Below are 22,460 nucleotides of genomic sequence, written 5' to 3' on the forward strand. Positions count from 1 at the left end.
GTCGCGAACCCTGCACCCGGCTGTTGACTGTTTCCCCATGCGCAAACTTTTGTACCTGACGTTCTCCATGGCCCTGATCGCCGCCCTCACGACCTACGCCATGTGGGCCGCGGACCGTCCGGTGGGTCATTATCTGTCGGACTTGCGCATCAATCTGGCAATCGATCAAGGCACGCCTGCCGATCGCGGCAATCTGCTGGGCATCCAGCCCGAGCTGTTCCCCACCGACTATCAAAGCCCCGCGCGCCTGCACCGCAAGCTGGCGGCCTACTTGCAGAAAGCCCAGGACCAGGGCCTGTTGAATGAAAAGACCATCGTCGTGCTGCCCGAGCATGTCGGCACCTGGTTGATGGTCACCGGCGAAAAAGATGAGCTGTACCAGGCCACCACACTCAAGGAAGCCATGAACTGGCTGGCGGTGAGTAATCCCGTGCAGTTCGTGCGTGCGCTGATCAGCGCCAAAAGCGAAAGTCGTATCGATGATGCCCACTTGCGGATGAAGGCCAAAGGCATGGCGAAGGATTACCAGGCGCTGTTTGGTGGCCTGGCCAAAGAATTCCACGTAACGCTGGTGGCCGGCACGATCGTGTTGCCCGAGCCGAGCGTTATTGAGGGCACGCTGAAAATCGGCCGCGGTGCGTTGTACAACAGCAGCGTGGTGTTCGGGCGCGACGGGCTGCCGATCGGCCAGCCGCAGCGCCAGATGCATCCGGTATTCGATAAAACCGAGGTCCTCGGCGCCAATGAAGACCATACCCTCAATGTCGTCGATACCCCGGCCGGACGCTTGGGCATACTGATCGGCAGCGACAGCTGGTATCCGGACAATTACCGCAAGCTTGACGACCTGGGCGCGAAGTTCGTCGCGGTTCCGGCGTTTGTGGTCGGGCGCGGCACCTGGGACAAACCCTGGCGCGGATACAAGGGATTGTCCACGCCAGGCTCCGTCAGCCTCAAACCCGGTGAGATCAGCGAAGGCCAGGCCTGGCACCGTCTGACACTGACGTCGCAACCACCGAGTAGCCAAGCGGTGGCCGGCATGAGCGTGTTTCTTCGTGGTCAGTTCTGGGACCAGGGCAGCGCCGGTCAAAGCTTTCTCAGCAACAACGGACAACAGTTCGCCGACGGCAACGCCCGTGGCGCGCGGTTGCTGAACCTCTGGTTGTGAATCATGAAACCACTGCCGATGCGCCTCGGGGATCTGTCGGTAGGCTTTGTTCATAGCCTGGCCGACGCTGTGCGCAGCCATGGAGCAGACCCTCAGCCATTGCTTGACCAATACGGCCTGGATACGGCGCGGCTGGCCGAGGCCGGTGCGCGGCTGTCGATCCCCCGCTACATGCGTCTGGGCCACAGCGCCATTCAACTGACCAACGATCCGGCGCTGGGTTTGCGCATGGGCCAGCTGAGTCGCTTGAGCCAGGCGGGTCTGGCCGGAATCACTGCGGCGCAGGCTCCGACCGTGCGTGAAGCGGCGCGCTGCCTGATTCGCTTCGAGGCGCTGTATGGCTCCAACTATCGGGGGCAATCGAGCTTTCTCGAAGACGCTCAAGGTGCGTGGCTGCGGTTCTACTCGATCAGTCCTTATAACGCCTACAACCGATTTGTGGTCGACTCGATCATCGCCGGCTGGTTGCAGCAATTGTCCGCCCTCAGCGTCGAGCCGCTTTATGCCGAGCGGATTGATATTGAATTCAGCGAACCGGACTACCGTGAAGCTTATGCGGTGCTGGGTGATTGCCCGATTCAGTTCGGCGCCGAACACAATCAATTGCGCCTGAGCCTGGCCAGTCTCGCCCAACGCAACCCGCAGCACTGCCCGAGTACCTGGCGCCACTTGCTGCAGCTGTGTGAACGGGAACTGGAGCAATTGACACGCACCCGCAGCCTGCGTGAACGCATCACTCAGTTGCTGGGGCCATTGCTCAATGGTGGCCGGGAACCCGACCTGGAGGAAGTGGCGACACGCCTGAAACTGCCGACCTGGACCTTGCGACGCAAACTCGCCGAGGAAGGCACTCAGTTCCGCGCCATTCTCAATGACACGCGTCGCGACCTGGCCATGACCTATATCCGCGACACGGAACTGGCGTTCGGCGAGATCGCTTACCTGCTGGGATTTGCCTCAGCCGAGGCCTTCCAGCGGGCTTTCAAACGCTGGAATGGCCAGACACCCGGCGAGTTTCGCCGCAGTCATCGCCAAACCGCGTAATGCTTACAACTCTGTAGCGTCTTCCGCGGGCTCCAACGGGTCCAGTTCAAACGCCTGATACTCGAGCAACTCTTCTTGATAGTCATCCATTGCTAAATCCCCCACATCACTCGTTAAAAAAATGCCTGAATAAATGACCAGCGCCTTGAGCATAAAGTGCCCACGTGAAAGAAAAATGACGCAGGCACGCCGACCAGCGGCTACTTATAAAACGTAGCAGGCAGTCAGGTATTTATCACAGGATTTTTTCGATAGAGGCTGTAGGACTTCAGCCGGGTTTGACGTGGATCAATCCAGAAGCCATTTCGGGATCGGTGTCGTGCGACCCGATCCCGAAATGTTTGCCGATTACTGAGCGGCGGTCGGCATGGCCGGAATAGGCTCGCTCGGTGGTGGCAGGGTTGATTGAGGCGGTGGTGCAACCGTTTCGGTGGACGATGACGGCTCGGAGTTTTCAACCGGAGTGATCGGCGCTGTTTCAGCAGGCGGTGCGACCGGCTCCGAAGCGGCAGGTTCCGATGCGGGGGCTGGTGCTGGTTCAGCTGCAGGTTGCGATACGGGTGCCGGCGCTGGTTGCGCTGCCGGTGCTGGCGCAGGCTCTGCTGCTGGCGCTGGCGTCGGAGCCAAAGGAGCCGGAGCAGCCTTGGCCTCAGGCACACCCAGGTCGGTCTTGGGTTTCTCGACGATGTGCGCAGCCTTTTTCGCTTCCGGCGGCAGGAACAGCTCGACCAGGGTAAAAAAACGTTCGTAGAACTTGGCCGACGATACGGTTTCGCTCGCCACCTTGACCATCGAATCATCGGACGAGCCGATCGGCATCGATACCGAACCCAACACGCCCACGCCCACGCTGGCGGAGTTGTTGGTTTTCTTCAGCGCATAACGATCCTGCAAGGCGTTGGCGAACATGGTCGCGTGATGCCCTTCGCTGCCATCATCGGCACACACCACACTGAAGCTGATCTCCATGTGGGTCTCGCCAGTCTGCTGGAAGCTTTTGTGTCCACTGACCAGTTTCGCGTCGGTACTGGTGATGATGTAGCCCTGGCTGAGCAGCGCCCGACGGGCGGCTTCGCAGGTCTGAGCATCAGTCACCGGGTAACTGCGCGAAAACGTCCCGGAATCATTGAAGTTCTCATGCTCATAGATGGGGGCTTTCTTCGACGAGCAGCCGGCGGCGGCAGCCAGCAACAGCGCCAAGCCGACAACCCGCATGGGAATTGATTTAAACATTGAACATCCTGAGGAAAACGGTCCGGGGCGTATTGTGCAACAGATCGATGCTTAGCGGAGCATCGATTAGTGTCTTAAAACAGATACACGTCTACTGACTGCCATTTACCGGAAAAAGTCGCGAGGTAAACATACAAGCGACGGATAACCCATGGCGCTTTGATTGCACCCATAAAAAATCCCGGCCTTTCGGCCGGGATTCTTGTGTTACGGGCGACTCGGTCAGGCGTCAGAAACGCTTGATCTCGGCCTGGCTTTCCAACAGCTTGCGGTAAGCCGCAAAGTCTTGCTGGCCAATGCGCGAGGCGAGGAAGCGACGGTATTGAGCCTTCTCTTCATCTGTCGGCGCAGCCGCTTCGTTCACACCGTTCAGTTGAACGATCACCAGGTTGCCATCAGCCAGGGTCACGCTGTTGAAGGTCGGTTTGTCCTTCGCGGCAGGTTTCGGCATCCGGAACAGCGCTTGCAGCACGGTAGGGTCAATCCCTTCCTGAGCGCGAGTCACGGCTTGGGTCACTTTCCAGTTCTGACCGTCGATTGCCTTGTTCAACGGGGTCTTGCCATCGCGCAGGCTGGCGATCAACTCATCAGCCTTGGTCTTGGCGGCCGAACTGGCGTGTTCCTTGGCCAACTGTGCACGAATGCTGGTGTTGACGGCTTCCAGCGGCAGCTGTGCAGGCTTCAAGTGTTCTTTGGCGCGCAGCACGATCACGGTTTCCGGATCCAGCTCGATGGCGGTGCTGTTGGCACCCTCATCCAGCACTTCAGGACTGAACGCAGCGGTCACTACGGCACGGCTGGCTGCAACACCTTCGCCACCCTCGCGGCCGAACGGCTTGGAGGTGTGAACGGTCAGCTTCAAGTCCTGCGCCGGCTGGGCCAGATCGGAGGACTCGAACGAAGAGTCTTCCAGTTGCTTGGTCGCCTCGACGAAACGCTGTTCGACCTGCTGGGTTTTCAGCTCGCGGGTCAGCTTGTCTTTCAGGCTCGCCAGCGTCGGCACTTCAGGCGCTTCAACGCCCAACAGCTTGATCAGGTGGTAACCGAAGTCGGTGCGAACCGGTCCGGAAACCTGATCCTTGGCCAACGCATACAGCGCGGTTTCGAATGCCGGATCGTAGACGCCAGGGCCTGCGTAGCCCAAGTCACCGCCGTTGTTCGCCGAACCCGGATCCTGGGAGAATTCCTTGGCCAGGGCCTCGAATTTCTCGCCCTTGGCCAGACGCGCCTGAATCTCTTCGATCTTGGCCTTGGCTTGCGCCTCGGTCACTTTATCGTTCACTTCAATCAGAATGTGCGCAGCCCGGCGTTGCTCGGACAGGTTCGCGATTTCTTTCTGATACGCCGCTTGCAGATCTTCGTCCTTGACGGAGACCTGATCAAAGAAGGAAGACTTCTTCAACTCCAGGTAGTCGATGACGACCTGATCCGGTGTCATGAATTCCTTGGCGTGTTCGTCGTAATAGGCCTTGACCTCTTCGTCGGTGAGTTTCACCGCTGCCGGGTCAACCTTGACGTTCAGGGTCGCCATGTCGCGAGTCTGTTTTTCCAGACGGGCGAAAGCCAGAACCTGTGCGTCGGTGACGAAACCGCTACCTGCCAGGCCAGCGCGCAGCTGACCGATCAGCATTTCCTGAGCCAGCATCTGGCGGAACTGCATACGGCTATAGCCCAGTTGACGAATCACCTGGTCGAAACGCTCAGGACTGAACTTGCCGTCGACCTGGAATTCAGGCGTTTGCAGGATCACTTGGTCCAAAGCCGCTTCGGAGAAAGCGAATTTCGAGTTTTCTGCGCCTTGCAGCAGCAGTTTGCGATCGATCAAGCCCTTGAGGGCTGATTCGCGCAGCATTTTTTCGTCGAGCAAGGAAGCGTCGAAATCCTTGCCCAGCTGTTGCATGAGCTGACGGCGTTGCATATCGACCGCCTGGCTCAGCTCGTTCTGGCTGATTTCTTCACCATTGACCTTGGCCGCATCATTCTTGTGCGTCGTGGCCTTGAAGATGGCGTCGAAACCGGTCAAAGCCATCAGTGCAACGACGACCCCGATAATGGTCTTGGCAATCCAGCCTTGTGAATTGTCCCTGATATTCTGCAGCATGCGTCCCCCAGAAACGGTTGAACTTCAAAATTAGGCAACCGTGGAGCGTGGGTAGAATCCGGATAGAAGAAAGGCGCATCCGAGGATGCGCCTTCTCGTAACTGGCGGAGCGGACCGATGACTCGAACTTGCGAGCCTCGGCGTCTCGGATCGGCAACTCGCCGACTGGACTACCGCTCCGCTGCCAGGTCAGGTATGACCCCGACCCGGATAGGCAAAAACCTGAATCGAACTTAGTTGACAGCTTCTTTCAGTGCTTTACCGGCCTTGAAACCTGGTTTTTTGGCTGCTGCGATTTCCAGCTGCTTACCGGTCTGTGGGTTACGACCAATGCGAGCTGGACGATCAGTTACGGAGAAAGTACCGAAACCAACCAGAACAACAGAGTCGCCAGCCTTGAGAGCGCCAGTGACGGATTCGATTACAGCGTCCAGCGCACGGCCAGCAGCAGCTTTCGGGATATCAGCGGATGCAGCGATAGCATCAATCAGTTCCGACTTGTTCACTCTAAGTCCCCTTATATCTATTTGAGTATGATTCTAAGTTTTTTGGTGAAAGCAAAAACGAGTGCTGAATGGCCTACAGACACTTAAGAGCCGCTTTATAACAAGGGCTCTAAAAAGCTGTCAAGGAAGCCCCCCAGGCAAATGCGTACTAATGCGTGCTAATTCTTTCCTTAGAGTCAGACTCGCGTTTTTCATCCTTTGCAACTATCTCTGGAACCACATCAGGCAGGGGCTCCGGCGCGTATTGCAGCGCAATTTGCAGGACCTCGTCAATCCATTTAACCGGTTTAATCTGCAGATCTCGCTTGATATTGTCAGGAATTTCCTTCAAATCGCGCACATTCTCTTCAGGAATGATCACCGTCTTGATTCCGCCACGGTGAGCGGCGAGCAGTTTTTCTTTCAAACCACCGATCGCCAGCACCTGACCACGCAGTGTGATCTCGCCTGTCATGGCGACATCCGCGCGCACTGGAATGCCGGTCAATGCCGAGACCAGTGCCGTGCACATGCCCACACCGGCGCTAGGGCCGTCTTTAGGGGTAGCCCCTTCCGGCATGTGGATGTGCGTGTCGCGCTTCTCGTGGAAGTCCAGGGGAATCCCCAGGCTCTTGGCACGGCTGCGAACAACGGTCAGCGCCGCGGTGATCGATTCGACCATCACGTCACCCAGGGAGCCGGTCTTGATCAACTGGCCTTTACCCGGCACGACGGCGGCTTCGATGGTCAGCAATTCGCCGCCCACTTGAGTCCACGCCAGCCCGGTAACCTGACCGATCTGATCCTGCGATTCAGCCAGGCCATAGCGGAATTTGCGCACGCCGAGGAAGTGCTCGAGCATGTCGGCCGTGACCTTCACCGAGAAGCGTTTTTCCAGCGCGTGCTCTTTGACCGCCTTGCGGCAGACCTTGGCGATCTGGCGCTCCAGCCCACGTACACCGGCTTCGCGGGTGTAGTAGCGGATGATGTCGCGGATCGCCTCGGCGTCGAATTCCAGCTCGCCTTTCTTCAAGCCGTTAGCCGTAATCTGCTTCGGCGAAAGGTACTTGACCGCGATGTTGATCTTCTCGTCTTCGGTGTAGCCCGGCAGACGAATCACTTCCATCCGGTCCAGCAGCGCCGGTGGAATATTCATGGAGTTCGAGGTGCAAAGGAACATCACATCGGACAAGTCGTAGTCGACTTCCAGATAGTGATCGTTGAAGTTGTGGTTCTGCTCGGGGTCGAGCACTTCCAGCAACGCCGACGCCGGGTCGCCACGCATGTCACTGCCCATCTTGTCGATTTCATCGAGCAGGAACAGCGGGTTGCGGACGCCCACCTTTGTCATCTTTTGAATCAATCTTCCTGGCATCGAACCGATATAAGTACGGCGATGACCACGAATTTCCGCCTCATCACGCACGCCACCGAGGGCCATACGGACGAATTTGCGGTTGGTGGCATGAGCAATCGACTCCGCCAGAGAGGTTTTACCCACCCCTGGAGGACCGACCAGGCACAGCACCGGCCCGCGAATTTTCTTCACGCGTTTTTGCACGGCGAGGTATTCGAGGATCCGCTCTTTGACTTCTTCCAGACCGTAGTGGTCTGCATCGAGAATGTCTTCTGCGCGCGCAAGGTCCAGGCGCACTTTGCTCTGGGCCTTCCACGGCACCTGAACCAGCCAGTCGATGTACGAACGCACCACGGTCGCTTCCGCGGACATCGGCGACATTTGTTTCAGCTTGTTCAGTTCACCCTGGGCCTTGGCCAGTGCATCTTTTGGCAGACCAGCGGCATCGATGCGCTTTTTCAGCTCTTCGATTTCGTTGTGGCCTTCGTCGCTGTCGCCGAGCTCTTTCTGAATGGCCTTCATCTGCTCATTCAGGTAGTACTCGCGCTGGCTGCGCTCCATTTGTTTTTTGACACGACCACGAATGCGTTTTTCGACTTGAAGCAGATCGATCTCGGCATCCAGCAACGCCAGAACGTGCTCGACCCGGGCCGACAAATCGATGATTTCGAGGATTTCCTGCTTCTGCTCGATCTTCAGCGCCATGTGCGCGGCCATGGTGTCGACCAGACGACCAGGCTCATCGATGCTGTTGAGCGACGACAGGACTTCAGCCGGGACTTTCTTGCCCAACTGCACATATTGTTCGAACTGGGCCAGCAGGCTGCGGACAAACACTTCCGACTCGCGCTCAGGCGCTTCGGTTTCGTCGATCAGTGAGACTTCGGCACGGCAGTGGCCGTCCACTTCGCTGAAGCGCTCCACGGCGCCCCGCTGCTCGCCTTCGACCAGAACCTTGACCGTGCCGTCAGGCAGCTTGAGCAGCTGCAGGACAGTCGCAATCGTACCTACGCGATAAAGTGCATCTTCACCGGGATCGTCGTCAGCAGGGTTTCTCTGAGCCAGCAGAAGGATCTGCTTGTCGCCCGTCATCGCGGCCTCGAGGGCTTCGATGGATTTCTCGCGCCCCACGAACAGCGGGATAACCATGTGCGGATAAACCACAACATCACGCAATGGCAGGAGAGGCAATTCGATGGTTGTCTTCATGATTTCGCCTCTACGGCGGCCATAAGGCCGTAAACAGATGGAAGTAAGCTTGAAACCAAGATGGGGGTTGCCCTGAAAAAAAACAAGCGCAAAGCGGGTGTTAAAAACGCTTTAAAAGAAAAGGGGCCCGAAGGCCCCTTCTTTGTTCCAGCAGCGTGACGCTTAGGCGTCTGGCGCAGCCTTGGCAGCCGGCTCACTGTTTTCGTAGATATACAGTGGCTTGGACTTGCCTTCTATGACGCTTTCATCGATCACGACTTTACTCACCTCGGACTGCGAGGGGATTTCGTACATCGTGTCGAGCAACACACCTTCGAGAATCGAACGCAGGCCACGGGCACCGGTTTTTCGTTCCAGCGCTCGTTTTGCGACCGATTTCAGCGCGTCGGCCCGGAATTCCAGGTCCACGCCTTCCATCTCGAACAACTTGGCGTACTGCTTGGTCAACGCGTTTTTCGGCTCGGTGAGAATCTGCATCAGCGCAGCCTCATCAAGCTCGTCCAGCGTCGCAAGTACCGGCAGACGACCGACGAATTCCGGGATCAGACCGAACTTGACCAGATCGTCAGGCTCGACTTCACGCAGGGACTCACCGACTTTCTTGCCTTCTTCCTTGCTGCGAACTTCCGCGTTGAAGCCGATGCCGCCCTTGGTGGAACGGTTTTGAATAACCTTTTCCAGACCGGAGAACGCACCACCGCAGATGAACAAAATGTTACGGGTGTCGACCTGAAGGAATTCCTGCTGCGGATGCTTGCGACCACCTTGAGGCGGAACGGAAGCGACCGTGCCTTCGATCAACTTGAGCAGGGCCTGCTGCACGCCTTCACCGGAAACGTCCCGGGTGATCGACGGGTTGTCAGACTTGCGCGAGATCTTGTCGATCTCATCGATGTAGACAATGCCCATCTGGGCCTTTTCCACGTCGTAATCGCACTTCTGCAGCAGCTTCTGAATGATGTTCTCGACATCTTCACCTACGTAACCCGCCTCGGTGAGGGTGGTTGCATCGGCGATGGTGAACGGAACGTTCAGCAAGCGGGCCAGTGTTTCGGCAAGCAGGGTTTTACCCGAGCCTGTCGGGCCGATCAGCAAAATGTTGCTTTTGCCGAGTTCGACGTCGTCATTCTTTTTGTCACGCTGGTTCAGGCGCTTGTAGTGGTTGTACACCGCTACTGCCAAAACCTTTTTCGCACGCTCCTGACCAATCACGTACTGATCAAGGATGCCGCTGATTTCTTTAGGCGAAGGCAATTTATGCGCGCTGCTTTCGGCCTGGGCTTCCTGCACCTCCTCTCGGATGATGTCGTTGCACAGGTCGACGCACTCGTCGCAGATAAAGACCGAGGGGCCGGCAATCAACTTGCGTACTTCATGCTGGCTTTTGCCACAGAAGGAGCAATAGAGCAGCTTGCCGTTGTCCTCGCCGTTGCGGGTGTCAGTCATTCGTTCGATCCAAATCCGATAGGCTTGCAACACAAGATGAAGGCTATTGCGGGCTTTTTCAAGCCCGCTGGTGATCGGACCCGCCGACCAACCTTATTTTGAGCTGCTTAATTAAGCGGGGCGCTGGTTGATCACTTCATCGATCAGCCCGTACTCACGCGCTGCTTCTGCACTCATGAAATTGTCGCGGTTGGTGTCGCGCTCGATTTCTTCAAGAGTGCGCCCGCTATGCTTGGCCATCAGCGTGTTGAGACGCTCACGAATGAAGAGGATTTCCTTGGCATGGATTTCGATATCCGAAGCCTGGCCCTGGAAACCGCCCAGTGGCTGGTGAATCATCACACGCGAGTTCGGCAGGCAGTAACGCTTGCCCTTGGCACCGGCAGTCAACAGAAACGCGCCCATGCTGCACGCCTGACCGATACAGGTGGTCGACACGTTTGGCTTGATGAACTGCATGGTGTCGTAGATCGACATGCCCGCCGTCACCGAACCGCCCGGGGAGTTGATATAGAGATGGATGTCCTTGTCCGGGTTTTCCGCTTCAAGGAACAGCAGTTGCGCACAGATCAGGTTGGCCATGTAGTCCTCTACCGGACCAACCAGAAAGATCACTCGCTCCTTGAGAAGGCGCGAGTAGATGTCATAGGCGCGCTCGCCACGAGCAGATTGCTCGACAACCATCGGGACCAGGCCGCCTGCGGCCTGGATATCAGAGTTCTGCTGAATATACGAATTACGGAACATGCTCTGCAGTCACTCCCAAATAGTTATGTCTTGAATACGCATAAGCCAGCACGAAGGCTGGCTTATGGTGTGTGCTTCTTACCGCAAAAACGATCAGTCGGCTTGTGGAGCTTCTACCGGCTTGACTGCTTCTTCGTAAGAGACCGATTTGTCGGTCACGCTAGCTTTCTGCAGAACAGTATCCACAACTTGCTCTTCCAGCACAACAGAACGAACTTCGTTCAGTTGCTGGTCGTTCTTGTAGTACCAGGACACAACCTGCTCAGGCTCCTGGTAGGCCGAAGCCATTTCCTGAATCATTTCGCGAACGCGGGTTTCGTCAGGCTTGAGGTCGAACTGCTTGACCACTTCGGCCACGATCAAACCCAGCACAACGCGGCGCTTGGCTTGTTCTTCGAACAGCTCGGCCGGCAGTTGATCAGGCTTGATGTTGCCACCGAACTGCTGAACAGCCTGCACGCGCAGACGGTCGACTTCGTTGGACAGCAGAGCCTTAGGCACTTCGATCGGGTTGGTGGCCAGCAGACCGTCCATCACCTGATTCTTGACCTTGGATTTGATTGCCTGACGCAGCTCGCGCTCCATGTTCTTGCGAACTTCGGCGCGGAAGCCTTCCAGACCGGTTTCCTTGATGCCGAATTGAGCGAAGAATTCTTCGTTCAGCTCTGGCAGTTTTGGCTCGGAAACAGTGTTCACGGTCACGGTGAACTCAGCGGCTTTGCCCGCCAGGTCGAGGTTCTGATAGTCCTCTGGGAAGGTCAGGTTCAGAACGCGCTCTTCGCCGGCTTTAGCGCCAACCAGACCGTCTTCGAAACCAGGGATCATGCGGCCGGAACCCAGCACCAGCTGAGTGCCTTTGGCGGAACCACCGGCGAACACTTCACCGTCGACCTTGCCGACGAAATCGATGTTCAACTGATCTTCGTTCTGGGCAGCGCGATCGGCCACTTCGAAACGGGTGTTCTGCTTGCGCAGCACGTCCAGCATCTTGTCCAGATCGGCATCAGCCACGTCAGCGCTCAGGCGCTCTACGGTGATACCTTCGAAACCGGCAACGGTGAACTCAGGGAACACTTCGAAGATCGCGACGTATTCCAGATCTTTGCCGGCTTCCATCGATTTAGGCTCGATCGAAGGAGCGCCAGCCGGGTTCAGCTTCTGCTCGACAACCGCTTCGTAGAAAGAAGACTGGATCACATCGCCGACTGCTTCCTGACGCGCATCAGCACCGAAACGGCGCTTGATTTCGCTCATTGGCACTTTGCCTGGACGGAAGCCAGCAATCTTGGCCTTTTGGGCAGTCTGCTGCAGACGCTTGTTGACCTGAGTCTCGATGCGCTCAGCCGGCACGGTGATGCTCATGCGGCGCTCAAGAGCAGAAGTATTTTCAACAGAAACTTGCATGGATATTCCTCGTTGCACAGACGTTAGCCGGCCGTTTCCGACCCCAGAATCAAGGGCATGCATTCTAGTGGGTCAAACTCAAGAAGTCACCCTACTGAAAACGGGTAAAAAAGCAGCAGGCAATTTATAGGCGGGGACAAACGGTTATGCCTCGCCCTGTTAGCAAATACAGCCAGTCATGCCAGGGCTTTGCACCAATCCTTCTATATATAGAAGGATTCGGCAATCCATCCCTGACAGCCGACCCCACGAGGGGACCGACGGGCGGATCGGCATCATCGAGAAACAAAAATACGATGAAAACCCCACCCCTACGACGACCCAGGACATGCAGCCGCTTAATACTCGAACCGCTAAAACAAAAAAGGCGCCAGACTATTAAATCTGGCGCCTCTCTAAATATGGGGTGGACGAAGGGGATCGAACCCTCGACAACGGGAGTCACAATCCCGTGCTCTACCAACTGAGCTACGCCCACCATATTGCCTTGCAAGGAAGCCAAACAACTACCTTGCTGCGCCTCAACCAGGCCAACGGCCTGGGTAAAGCTTTATTTGGTGCGGATGAAGAGACTCGAACTCTTACACCTTGCGGCGCTGGAACCTAAATCCAGTGTGTCTACCAATTCCACCACATCCGCGGTTTGAAGCTGTTAAAGCAAAGGCGCCAGACTGTTAATCTGGCGCCTTTCGAAATATGGGGTGGACGAAGGGGATCGAACCCTCGACAACGGGAGTCACAATCCCGTGCTCTACCAACTGAGCTACGCCCACCATATTGCGCTACTTGTGCCAAAGCTGCCTAATGGCGCACCCGGCAGGACTCGAACCTGCGACCATCCGCTTAGAAGGCGGATGCTCTATCCAGCTGAGCTACGGGCGCCTTATTAATCTGTACTCTTGGAGGACTACAAACTAAGTGCTTTCCAGTCTCGCAGAACCGTAATCCCGCTCGACCTTCTTATCCAGTGCTAGGCTGTGCCCGACAAGTGCGACGAATAGTATAGAGCGCCCCGAAGGCCGTCAAATCCTTTTTATAAAAAATTCATTTAATTAAAGGGGTTAGGGGAATTTGCAGACCAAGCGCCTTTGCCCTCACCGCATGACATGCGAGAATACGTTCTCTTTTTTTCCCCTCTCGATGGTTAATCACGCGCAATGACTGCACAACTAATCGACGGCAAATCGATCGCCGCCAGCCTGCGCCAGCAGATCGCCAAACGAGTCACCGAGCGTCGCGAGCAAGGTTTGCGCACGCCCGGCCTCGCGGTGATCCTGGTCGGCAGCGATCCTGCCTCTCAGGTTTATGTCTCGCACAAGCGTAAAGACTGTGAAGAGGTAGGCTTCATTTCCCAAGCCTACGACCTGCCTTCCGAAACCACTCAAGAAGCCTTGACCGATCTGATCGATCGCCTGAACGAAGACCCGGCAATTGACGGCGTCCTGCTTCAGCTTCCGTTACCCGAACACCTGGATGCGTCCAAATTGCTCGAGCGCATTCGTCCGGATAAAGACGTCGACGGCTTCCATCCCTATAACGTTGGCCGCCTGGCCCAGCGCATTCCGCTGCTGCGCCCCTGCACGCCCAAAGGCATCATGACCTTGCTGGAAAGCACTGGTGCAAACCTGTACGGGATGGACGCCGTTATTGTCGGCGCTTCCAATATCGTGGGTCGTCCGATGGCGATGGAATTGCTGCTGGCCGGTTGCACCGTGACTGTCACCCACCGTTTCACCGAGGACCTCGCCGGCCATGTCGGCCGCGCCGATCTGGTGGTCGTTGCCGCTGGCAAGCCAGGGCTGGTCAAAGGTGAGTGGATCAAGGAAGGCGCGATCGTGATCGACGTCGGCATCAACCGTCAGGAAGACGGCAAACTGGTGGGCGACGTGGTCTACGAAACAGCCCTGCCCCGCGCCGGATGGATCACGCCAGTGCCAGGCGGAGTGGGTCCGATGACACGCGCCTGCCTGCTGGAAAACACTCTGTACGCAGCGGAAACACTGCACAGCTGAGTTCGTGTAAAGACGCCAGCGACAATCAAAAGAACCCCGCTGATAGCGGGGTTCTTTTTGCCTCCCGTAAAAGACTGACCATCCGCCGGAAAATGACTTTTATTTCATGTTTCCAAAGAGTTTCAGCTCCTACTTGAACAACCATCGACAGTTATTCAGCCATACTCCAGAATGTCGCGCTTTTACGAAACAGCCCGTTACAGAACGGCTTATCAACACATTAAGAGTCTGCCAGCGTGAAAATCCGTCTTTCCATCCTGAGCCTATTTTTTGCATTTACAGGGACGTTCATCACGCCAGCGGTTAACGCCGCTGATACCACCTCAGCCCCCCGCGATACATCACACCTTAAGATCGCTTCCGGCAGCGCATTGCTGATGGATCTGCAGACCAACAAGGTCATCTACGCCAGTAACCCCGACGTGGTTGTACCCATTGCCTCGGTCAGCAAACTGATGACTGCTTTGGTCGTGGTTGAAGCCAAGCAGAACATGGATGAGTACATCTCCATCAACATCAGCGACACGCCTGAAATGAAAGGGGTGTTTTCCCGGGTCAAACTCAACAGTGAAATGCCGCGCAGGGAAATGCTGCTGATTGCGCTGATGTCCTCTGAGAACCGTGCCGCCGCCAGCCTTGCGCATCACTATCCGGGCGGTTATGTCGCATTCATCGCGGCCATGAACGCCAAGGCCAGGGCTCTGGGCATGACCAATACTCACTATGTCGAGCCGACGGGCCTTTCGCCTCGCAACGTCTCGACGGCGCGTGACTTGAGCAAATTGCTGATCGCTGCTCACAAGTACCCGATCTTGACGGAGCTGAGCACCACCAAAGAAAAAACCGTTTCGTTTCGCAAGCCAAACTACAGCCTGGGTTTCCACAATACCGACCACTTGATCGGCAAGCCGAACTGGGACATCAAACTGACGAAAACCGGCTTCACCAACCAGGCTGGCCACTGCCTGGTGTTGGTCACCAGCATGGGCAATCGTCCGGTAGCACTGGTGATCCTCGACGCGTTCGGCAAATACACGCATTTTGCCGATGCCACCCGTATACGTAACTGGGTCGAAACCGGCAAGGGCACGACCGTGCCGTCCGTAGCCCTGCAATACAAGTCGGAAAAAAACCTCAAGCACCGTCAGAGCGGCGTTGTTGAAGCGTCGAAATAATCCGGCGACCGCAAAAACAAAGCCCCGATAATCCGGGGCTTTTTTTCGTCTGGCATTAATCGTTGGGCAGCGGCATCTGGTCGTCATCCGGAATGCCATCCCCTGCACTCGGGTCTCGCGTGCCGTGGGGATGCTCCGTTGGCACGACCATCGGACGCGCCAATGGGTCTCTTAACGGATCATCGGGATCCATCACCGGATCAACGCCCTCTTCAGGGGTTGTGGGAACACTGTCCGGACGTTTGTCGTTGAAACTCGAATCGGTAGACATACACACCTCACCACAGTTGAGATCAGTGTTTCAGGTCGGCAAGCGGGTCATAAGGCTTGGCGGGTGTCTTGCCCTCCTCGCCCGGTTTTATATCTCTGGGCGCCTTGGCAGGGCCAATGGGATCGACCTGAGGATCGGCCAGGTCCGGCGAATCCGGATCAAAACCCAATTCATCACCTGAAGAATGTTCAGACGAGTGCGGGCCAGAGGGGGTATTGGATTGAGCCATGGACGCCTCCTTGGGGCTGGCCCGCAGAAGTGCGGGCCTTTCCACTTGGAGGTCAGGTTCGCGCAGCGGTGCCAGGCACATGACGAACGGAAGCTTACTGCGTACTCAACGCTTTCTTCGCGCGTTCGGCCGCCTGCTCCTGCCCTGCCTGACCGAGATCACTCGCTGCCTTCAGCCAGCGCTGCGGGTCAACGTTGGCCGGGATTTGATTGGGCTTCTGGATCAGTACGGCCCAGCCGCCAGCGTCCTTGAACGATGACTCAAAGGAGCTGAAGCTCATCAGGTTGCGGTGATTCATTCCGGCGCGCAGCAACACCGTTTGCTTCTGGCGGTTGTAACCGGCAAGGATGGCGTAACGCGGTCCGGCCCACATTGCCGAGCCTTCGGTAAAGCGCACCATCACCGGGTAACCGGCGGCGACCTGGGTCAACAACGCCGGTAAACGGCTGTCGAGGGGATACACCACCATCCCGTATTCACGGGCAAGGTTTTGCATGTTCTGCTGTAACTGGGCTTCAGCGCCCGGCAAGTGCAGCGGTTTCTCAAGCAGCCCCGGCGTAATCACGATGCCTTGCTGCGAGAGCATGCTGGCCAATACCTGGGGACCGCTTTGAAAGTCCTGGCCCCGATAGAACGTGCCGCTGAGCTCGACACGTTCCGGCAGACGCTTGATCTCCGGCGCCACGCTTCCCGCGCAACCCGCCAACCCTGCGACGCAGCCGACCACCAGCAACGCCGTTCGAATCCGAGAAAATACCCGCTCCATTATCACTCTCTTGTTCAGACGCCGGGCAACACGCTCCCGGCTTGGCCGTCGATCATAGGACGCCGCAAGGCGCCGGTATAGCCTTTACCTGCAGTTGAGTGCATTCGATAGAGCGAACAGGTTGGGGACTGCTGACCTTTGGTCAATGGCTGGAAACACAGCAACGACTAGACTGTCATTTGCAAAGAGTGTGCGCCCGCTGCAGGGCGAAGAGGAGGCACTGATGAGCCTGACAATGACAATCTTGATGCTGGTGTCTGGCTGGCTGGCAGTGGCCACCGCCATGTTGTGGGGTGTCCTGCGTGTTACCCGTCGCCATCATCACCACCCGGTTCAATCGGCGCCTGTGGCGAAGACCGATGAACCGCCTGTGCACCGGGCGCCGGTGCACTGACGTATTTTGAATTGATAAAAAAACGGCCGCCTGGACTCTTTCGAGCACAGGCGGCCGTTTCGTTTATCGGCGATTAAGCTTCAGCGACAATGCGCTTCTGCCTGGCGCGCCGCGACATCATGTTCAAAGCCTCGATCGTCGCCGAGAACGCCATGGCTGCATACACATAGCCTTTCGGTACGTGGGCACCGAAGCCTTCGGCGATCAGCGTCATGCCGATCATGATCAGGAAGCCCAGCGCCAGCATCACCACCGTCGGGTTGTCGTTGATGAACCTGGCCAGCGGGTCAGCCGCCAGCAACATCACCAGCACCGACACCACCACCGCGATGATCATGATCGGCAAATGCTCGGTCATGCCGACAGCAGTAATGATGCTGTCGATCGAGAACACCATGTCCAGCATCAGAATCTGCCCGATCGCAGCCGCGAACCCCAGGGTCACAGTCGAGGTCGCGGACTTCGAGTCTTCCGGCGCCGGGTCCATGCTGTGATGGATCTCGGTGGTCGCCTTCCACAACAGGAACAGGCCGCCGGCGATCAGGATCATGTCCTTCCAGGAGAACGCGTGGCCGAGGATATCGATCACTGGCTCAGTCAACTGGACGATGAACGCGATGGTGCTCAACAAGCCCAGTCGCAGGATCAGCGCCATGCCGATACCGATACGTCGCGCTTTCTGTCGATGCTGCTCCGGCAATTTGTTGGTCAGAATCGAGATGAAGATCAGATTATCGATGCCGAGCACGATTTCCATGACGATCAACGTGGCCAGGGCAACCCAGGCGGTGGGGCTTGCAGCAAGTTCTAAAAGGTATTCCATGGGTCAGTCCTGACTCGTTGTAGACGGTTTAGATTTCCTGGGACGAAGATTCGACTTTCTGCTTGTCTTCGCGCGATGGCTCTTTCTTGCTGATCAGGCCACCCGTGGCATCACTGATCGCTTGCTCGGCAGCCTTGTGGGTGTCATCGATCGCCTGTTTTGCACTTTCGGCAGCCTGACCCATCAGTTGGTGAGCGCTTTTCTCGGCCTGTTCGCAACCGGCCAGCACCAGTAAAGACGTGATCAGCAGCGCCGTGGTTTTAAGCTTCATGTGACTTCCTCGATAGTACAAACCGGACCGAACTAATGGCCCGTCGATAGCGAGGCATTCTAGGGAGGCAAACACTTCAGGAAAATTCGTATTTTCAGCGGTTATACTTCGGTTTTTACGAACTGTAGGTCGTCATGCTCAACTACCGACAATTGCATTACTTCTGGGTGGTCGCCAAAACCGGCAGCATCGTGCGCGCCTGCGAGCAACTGAACCTGACGCCACAAACCATCAGCGGACAGATTTCCTTGCTCGAACAGACCTACGGCATCGAGTTGTTCAGGCGCGTCGGCCGGCAGTTGGAACTCACCGAGGCCGGACGCCAGACGCTGCCTTACGCCGAGCAAATGTTTCAACTGGGTGGCGAACTGGAGTTGATGCTGCGGGCGCAGCCCAACGAACAACAGATTCTGTTCCGGGTTGGGGTGGCCGACGTGGTGCCCAAGTCCATCGTTTATCGTCTGATTGCGCCGACCATGGAATTGAGCGAGCCGCTGCGCATCACCTGCCGAGAAGACAAACTCGAACGCCTGCTCGCCGACCTGGCGATTCAGCGCCTGGACCTGGTGATTTCCGACAGCCCGATGCCCTCGCACCTCGACATCAAGGGCTACAGCCAGAAGCTTGGAGAATGCGGGATCAGTTTTTTCGCGACCCCGGCACTGGCAGCGCAGTATGGCCAGGACTTCCCGCGCAGCCTGCACGGCGCACCGTTGTTGATTCCCGGGCCGGAAACCGTAGTGCGCAGTCGCTTGCAGCGTTGGTTTGCCGAGCAGCAGATCCAGCCGCGCATCGTCGGTGAGTTCGACGACAGCGCGCTGATGCAGGCATTCGGTCAATCGGGCAGCGGGATTTTCATTGGCCCGAGCGTGATTGCCGATGAAGTGAAACGCCAATACGGCGTGGAGTTGATTGGCCAGACCGACGCGGTGACCGAGTCGTTCTACGCCATTTCAGTGGAACGCAAGGTCAAGCACCCTGGCATTGTCGCCATTACCGAAGGTGCCCGACGCGAGCTGTTCACCGACGATTGAAGCCTCAGGCGCAGACTTCGCGTGGCTTCATGGTCATCAGCGCCATCGCCAGCAGAATCGACACCAGGATGAACGCGGCGGCGGCAAAACCCAGCCCGCCCAGGCCGACGCTGTCGATCACGCGTCCGCCGACCATCGCGCCCAGGCCGATCCCGAGGTTGGCCCCGGCAATGTTCAGCGAGGCGGCAAAGGCTGGCGCCTCGGGTGCGGCCTTCATCAAGCGCACATGGCTGACCAGGAACAAAGCCGCTTGAGTCACACCCCAAATGCCCATCGCCGCCGCCAGGCCGAGTGGCGAATGAATATTCGGCACCAACGCCACCATGCCGGCGATCATGAATGCGCAGAACATCATGGACGCGATCAGCGGATTACGATCCACCGCGCGGCCGCCCAGCGAGTTGCCGATCAGCCCGACCGCGCCGAAGCCCATCAGGCACCAGCCGACCACCGTACCGTTGAATCCGGCCAGGCGTTCAAGGATGTCAGCCAGGTAGGTGTAAGCGGTGAACATGCCGCTGAACACCAGGATCGACAGCAACACATGCCCCACCATCAACGGGCTGCGCAGAATCTTGAATTGCGAACGAAAGCTCACCTGATGTTGATGCAGGTTGGTCTTCGGCAGGTAAACGAACAGCAACAACGCCTTGGCAAACGCGATCACCGCCAGAATGCCGAAGGCACTGCGCCAGCCGAACGCGTCGGAAATCAGCGTGCCGACCGGAATGCCGAACACCGTGGCGCAGACAATACCGAAGCCGATCTTGGCGATGGCGCGCCCGGCATAATCAGGCCCGACGATGTCCACCGCCGTTTCACTGGCCAGCGCCCAGAACACCGGCAACCCCAGCGCCGGGATCAAGCGGGCAATGGCCATCACCCAGATGTTCGGCGCAAATGCGGCGAGGGTGTTCGCCAGGCCGAACATGATCAACACCGAGATGAACAGTTTGCGCCGCTCGAAACGGGCGAAGTACGCGGTCAGGAACGGCCCGAACGCGGCGACGGTGAAAGCGAACAAGGTCACCAGCAATCCCGCTTGAGGAATGCTGACGTCCAGGTCTCGAGCGATCGCCGGCAGCAGGCCGACGATGATGAATTCCGTGGTCAGCACGGTAAAACCCGCAGCGGACAACAGAAGAATGGGCAACAACATGCAGAACTCCAGAAAACGACGACACCAGCGATAACCCGAGGGCCCACTGGCATGACTTGAAAATGAGGATGGCGAATCTTAACAGAGTGTTTCCAATCAGGGTTGCACGAACCTGCCTATCTCGTTGATCACGCGGGCGGCAGATCGTCACAGGTCTGAAGGATCAAGCGCACCCTGTGATAAAGTCCGCGCCCCGCGATACGTACACCCTGTTCATCGGCCATTCAGTGGCATTGATGTCGCGACACCCCCGCACCTAATAATCAGAGATGCCGTTTTATGACTGCTTCATCCCCTTCGCTATTGCAACGCCTGAAACGCTTGAGCCTGGTCTCGCAAATCGTCATCGGCCTGATCGCCGGGATTGCCCTGGCGTTGTTCGCGCCGGACGTGGCGAAGTCCACCGCGTTCATCGGCAAAGTGTTCGTGTCGGCACTCAAAGCCGTCGCGCCAATCCTGGTGTTCGTGCTGGTCATGGCCTCGATCGCCAACCACAAGCACGGCCAGGAAACCCATATCCGGCCGATTTTGTTTCTGTACCTGCTCGGTACGTTTGCCGCCGCCGTCGTGGCAGTCGTTGCCAGCACCGTGTTCCCGTCGAGCCTGGTACTGGCCACGCATGACGTCGCGGTGAGCGCGCCGGGCGGCATCGGCGAAGTGTTGCAAAGCCTGCTGCTGAGTGTGGTCGACAATCCGGTCAGCGCGCTGATGAACGCCAACTTCATTGGCATTCTGGCTTGGGCAATCGGCATGGGCATCGCCATTCGCCACGCCGGTGACACGACTCGCGAAGTGCTGGGCGACCTGTCCAATGGCGTGACCTTGATCGTGCGCCTGGTCATCCGTTTCGCGCCTTTGGGGATCTTCGGCCTGGTGGCGTCGACGCTCGCCACCTCGGGTTTCGGTGCCTTGATCGGCTATGCGCATCTGCTGGCCGTGTTGCTGGGCTGCATGCTGTTCGTGGCGCTGGTGATGAACCCGGTGATTGTGTTCTGGAAGCTGCGTCGCAACCCCTATCCGCTGGTACTGACCTGCTTGCGGGAAAGCGGTATCACCGCATTTTTCACCCGCAGTTCGGCGGCGAACATCCCGGTCAACCTGGAATTGAGCAAGCGCTTGGGCCTGCACGAGGACACCTATTCGGTCTCGATTCCGCTGGGCGCCACTATCAACATGGCCGGCGCGGCGATCACCATTACCGTGCTGACGCTGGCCGCCGTCCACACACTGGGCATCGCCGTCGACATTCCGACCGCCATCCTGCTGAGCGTGGTTGCGGCAATCTGTGCCTGCGGCGCGTCTGGCGTGGCCGGCGGTTCGCTGTTGCTGATTCCACTGGCGTGCAGCCTCTTCGGCATCCCGAGTGAAATCGCCATGCAGGTGGTGGCGGTCGGTTTCATCATCGGCGTATTGCAGGACTCGGCGGAGACGGCGCTGAACTCTTCCACAGATGTGCTCTTCACGGCTGCCGCGTGCCTGGGTGAAGAACAGAAAGCGCAGCGCCTGGCCTGATACTTCGCGTCCACAGGGAAAAACAAAAAAGCCCGCCAAGGTTTGCACCTTGGCGGGCTTTTTAATGCCTGGACGGTTTAGAACGCGCCCATGTAATCGCGCTTGCCCACTTCCACACCGTTGTGACGCAGCAGTGCGTAAGCAGTGGTCACGTGGAAGAAGAACTGCGGCAGACCGTAGGTCAGCAGGTAGGCCTGGCCGGTGAAGCGCTTCTCTTTCGGCGTGCCCTGACGGGTGATGATCTCGATGCCTTCCTTGCCATTGATCTGCTCTGGCTTGATCTCGCCGATGAAGGCCAGAACCTTGGCGATCAGGGCTTGCAGCTCAGCGAAGGTGGTTTCGCTGTCGTCATACTTCGGCAATTCGACCTCGGCCAGGCGTGCGGAAACGCCTTTGGCGAAATCAACGGCGATCTGCACCTGGCGCACCAGCGGGAACATGTCCGGGTACAGACGCGCTTGCAGGAAGGCGTTTGGGTCAATGTTCTTGGCGGTGGCGTGGGCTTCGGCCTTGTTCAGAACGTCGCTCAGGGCATTGAGCATTTGTTTGAAAACCGGAACCGATGCGTCGTACAGGGAAATGGTCATGGCAGTCTCGTGTGATGACAGGAGTGAATCGTG

Annotated in this window: 22 protein-coding genes and 4 tRNA genes; 7 read left to right on the forward strand and 19 right to left on the reverse strand. The window is 57.5% G+C overall.

Annotated elements, in window-relative coordinates; genetic code table 11:
* Window positions 1–37 precede the first annotated feature (37 nt).
* On the forward strand, window positions 38–1,168 hold the full coding sequence (locus K5K95_RS31485) for a carbon-nitrogen hydrolase family protein (RefSeq protein ID WP_222587681.1): 1,131 nt from the start codon (window positions 38–40) through the stop codon (window positions 1,166–1,168).
* Between the two features lie 3 nt (window positions 1,169–1,171).
* Window positions 1,172–2,212, forward strand: coding sequence for an AraC family transcriptional regulator (locus K5K95_RS31490; protein WP_222587682.1), 1,041 nt, complete (start codon window positions 1,172–1,174; stop codon window positions 2,210–2,212).
* A gap of 3 nt (window positions 2,213–2,215) precedes the next feature.
* On the opposite strand, the gene K5K95_RS31495 is transcribed toward K5K95_RS31490, so the two are convergent.
* The 12 genes from K5K95_RS31495 to K5K95_RS31550 all read right to left on the reverse strand — a co-directional run bounded on the left by K5K95_RS31495 (window position 2,216) and on the right by K5K95_RS31550 (window position 13,076).
* A complete protein-coding gene (locus K5K95_RS31495) occupies window positions 2,216–2,365 on the reverse strand; it encodes a hypothetical protein (RefSeq protein ID WP_222587683.1) in 150 nt (49 codons plus the stop codon).
* Between the two features lie 195 nt (window positions 2,366–2,560).
* Window positions 2,561–3,445 (reverse strand): DUF2242 domain-containing protein, encoded by an 885-nt coding sequence (locus tag K5K95_RS31500; RefSeq protein ID WP_222587684.1) that lies wholly within the window; start codon window positions 3,443–3,445, stop codon window positions 2,561–2,563.
* A gap of 229 nt (window positions 3,446–3,674) precedes the next feature.
* A complete protein-coding gene (locus K5K95_RS31505; RefSeq protein ID WP_222587685.1) occupies window positions 3,675–5,546 on the reverse strand; it encodes a SurA N-terminal domain-containing protein in 1,872 nt (623 codons plus the stop codon).
* Window positions 5,547–5,779: 233 nt separating this feature from the next.
* A complete protein-coding gene (locus K5K95_RS31510; protein ID WP_222587686.1) occupies window positions 5,780–6,052 on the reverse strand; it encodes an HU family DNA-binding protein in 273 nt (90 codons plus the stop codon).
* A gap of 148 nt (window positions 6,053–6,200) precedes the next feature.
* Window positions 6,201–8,597 carry an endopeptidase La gene (lon, locus tag K5K95_RS31515; RefSeq protein ID WP_090185891.1) on the reverse strand — a complete coding sequence of 799 codons (2,397 nt, stop codon included), beginning with the start codon at window positions 8,595–8,597 and terminating at the stop codon, window positions 6,201–6,203.
* Between the two features lie 162 nt (window positions 8,598–8,759).
* The gene (clpX, locus tag K5K95_RS31520; RefSeq protein WP_007946893.1) at window positions 8,760–10,043 is read right to left on the reverse strand and encodes an ATP-dependent Clp protease ATP-binding subunit ClpX; all 1,284 of its coding nucleotides are present in this window, start codon (window positions 10,041–10,043) and stop codon (window positions 8,760–8,762) included.
* A 111-nt stretch (window positions 10,044–10,154) separates the two neighbouring features.
* Window positions 10,155–10,790, reverse strand: a complete 636-nt coding sequence (clpP, locus tag K5K95_RS31525) for an ATP-dependent Clp endopeptidase proteolytic subunit ClpP (RefSeq protein ID WP_008062468.1) — start codon at window positions 10,788–10,790, stop codon at window positions 10,155–10,157.
* Window positions 10,791–10,883: 93 nt separating this feature from the next.
* Window positions 10,884–12,194, reverse strand: coding sequence for a trigger factor (tig, locus tag K5K95_RS31530; protein WP_222587687.1), 1,311 nt, complete (start codon window positions 12,192–12,194; stop codon window positions 10,884–10,886).
* A gap of 402 nt (window positions 12,195–12,596) precedes the next feature.
* Window positions 12,597–12,672: transfer RNA gene (locus tag K5K95_RS31535), tRNA-His, on the reverse strand.
* Between the two features lie 77 nt (window positions 12,673–12,749).
* Window positions 12,750–12,834, reverse strand: a tRNA-Leu gene (locus tag K5K95_RS31540).
* 57 nt (window positions 12,835–12,891) lie between these two features.
* A tRNA-His gene (locus K5K95_RS31545) sits at window positions 12,892–12,967 on the reverse strand.
* 32 nt (window positions 12,968–12,999) lie between these two features.
* Window positions 13,000–13,076: transfer RNA gene (locus K5K95_RS31550), tRNA-Arg, on the reverse strand.
* Window positions 13,077–13,351: 275 nt separating this feature from the next.
* On the opposite strand from K5K95_RS31550, the gene folD reads away from it, so the two are divergent.
* Entirely contained in the window at window positions 13,352–14,206 is an 855-nt protein-coding gene (gene folD / locus K5K95_RS31555; protein ID WP_222587688.1) for a bifunctional methylenetetrahydrofolate dehydrogenase/methenyltetrahydrofolate cyclohydrolase FolD, read from the forward strand.
* Window positions 14,207–14,442: 236 nt separating this feature from the next.
* Window positions 14,443–15,381 (forward strand): D-alanyl-D-alanine endopeptidase, encoded by a 939-nt coding sequence (gene pbpG, locus K5K95_RS31560; RefSeq protein ID WP_222587689.1) that lies wholly within the window; start codon window positions 14,443–14,445, stop codon window positions 15,379–15,381.
* Window positions 15,382–15,436: 55 nt separating this feature from the next.
* Here pbpG and K5K95_RS31565 read toward each other — a convergent pair whose 3' ends face one another.
* The 3 genes from K5K95_RS31565 to K5K95_RS31575 all read right to left on the reverse strand — a co-directional run bounded on the left by K5K95_RS31565 (window position 15,437) and on the right by K5K95_RS31575 (window position 16,647).
* A complete protein-coding gene (locus tag K5K95_RS31565; protein ID WP_222587690.1) occupies window positions 15,437–15,652 on the reverse strand; it encodes a hypothetical protein in 216 nt (71 codons plus the stop codon).
* Between the two features lie 22 nt (window positions 15,653–15,674).
* Window positions 15,675–15,881, reverse strand: a complete 207-nt coding sequence (locus K5K95_RS31570; RefSeq protein WP_222587691.1) for a DUF6021 family protein — start codon at window positions 15,879–15,881, stop codon at window positions 15,675–15,677.
* A gap of 94 nt (window positions 15,882–15,975) precedes the next feature.
* Window positions 15,976–16,647: a peptidase C39 family protein gene (locus tag K5K95_RS31575; protein WP_222587692.1), complete on the reverse strand. Its 672-nt coding sequence runs from the start codon at window positions 16,645–16,647 to the stop codon at window positions 15,976–15,978.
* Between the two features lie 223 nt (window positions 16,648–16,870).
* Between K5K95_RS31575 and K5K95_RS31580 the strand changes: the two genes are divergently transcribed.
* Window positions 16,871–17,041: a hypothetical protein gene (locus K5K95_RS31580; RefSeq protein WP_222587693.1), complete on the forward strand. Its 171-nt coding sequence runs from the start codon at window positions 16,871–16,873 to the stop codon at window positions 17,039–17,041.
* 73 nt (window positions 17,042–17,114) lie between these two features.
* Here the strand turns inward: K5K95_RS31580 and K5K95_RS31585 are convergent, their stop codons facing one another.
* Together K5K95_RS31585 and K5K95_RS31590 are read right to left on the reverse strand one after the other, a co-directional pair.
* Complete coding sequence (locus tag K5K95_RS31585) at window positions 17,115–17,864, reverse strand: TerC family protein (protein WP_222587694.1); 750 nt, start codon at window positions 17,862–17,864, stop codon at window positions 17,115–17,117.
* A 28-nt stretch (window positions 17,865–17,892) separates the two neighbouring features.
* A complete protein-coding gene (locus K5K95_RS31590; protein ID WP_222587695.1) occupies window positions 17,893–18,135 on the reverse strand; it encodes a hypothetical protein in 243 nt (80 codons plus the stop codon).
* 134 nt (window positions 18,136–18,269) lie between these two features.
* Here K5K95_RS31590 and nhaR point away from each other — a divergent pair, with 134 nt between their 5' ends.
* On the forward strand, window positions 18,270–19,169 hold the full coding sequence (gene nhaR / locus K5K95_RS31595; protein WP_208669109.1) for a transcriptional activator NhaR: 900 nt from the start codon (window positions 18,270–18,272) through the stop codon (window positions 19,167–19,169).
* A gap of 4 nt (window positions 19,170–19,173) precedes the next feature.
* Here the strand turns inward: nhaR and K5K95_RS31600 are convergent, their stop codons facing one another.
* Window positions 19,174–20,328, reverse strand: a complete 1,155-nt coding sequence (locus K5K95_RS31600; protein WP_222587696.1) for an MFS transporter — start codon at window positions 20,326–20,328, stop codon at window positions 19,174–19,176.
* Between the two features lie 279 nt (window positions 20,329–20,607).
* Here K5K95_RS31600 and sstT point away from each other — a divergent pair, with 279 nt between their 5' ends.
* Entirely contained in the window at window positions 20,608–21,840 is a 1,233-nt protein-coding gene (gene sstT / locus K5K95_RS31605; RefSeq protein ID WP_222587697.1) for a serine/threonine transporter SstT, read from the forward strand.
* Between the two features lie 77 nt (window positions 21,841–21,917).
* Here the strand turns inward: sstT and K5K95_RS31610 are convergent, their stop codons facing one another.
* Window positions 21,918–22,427 carry a DUF1993 family protein gene (locus K5K95_RS31610; RefSeq protein WP_090185926.1) on the reverse strand — a complete coding sequence of 170 codons (510 nt, stop codon included), beginning with the start codon at window positions 22,425–22,427 and terminating at the stop codon, window positions 21,918–21,920.
* Between the last annotated feature and the right edge of the window lie 33 nt (window positions 22,428–22,460).

The organism is Pseudomonas sp. DR48, assembly GCF_019823085.1.
GTDB lineage: Bacteria > Pseudomonadota > Gammaproteobacteria > Pseudomonadales > Pseudomonadaceae > Aquipseudomonas.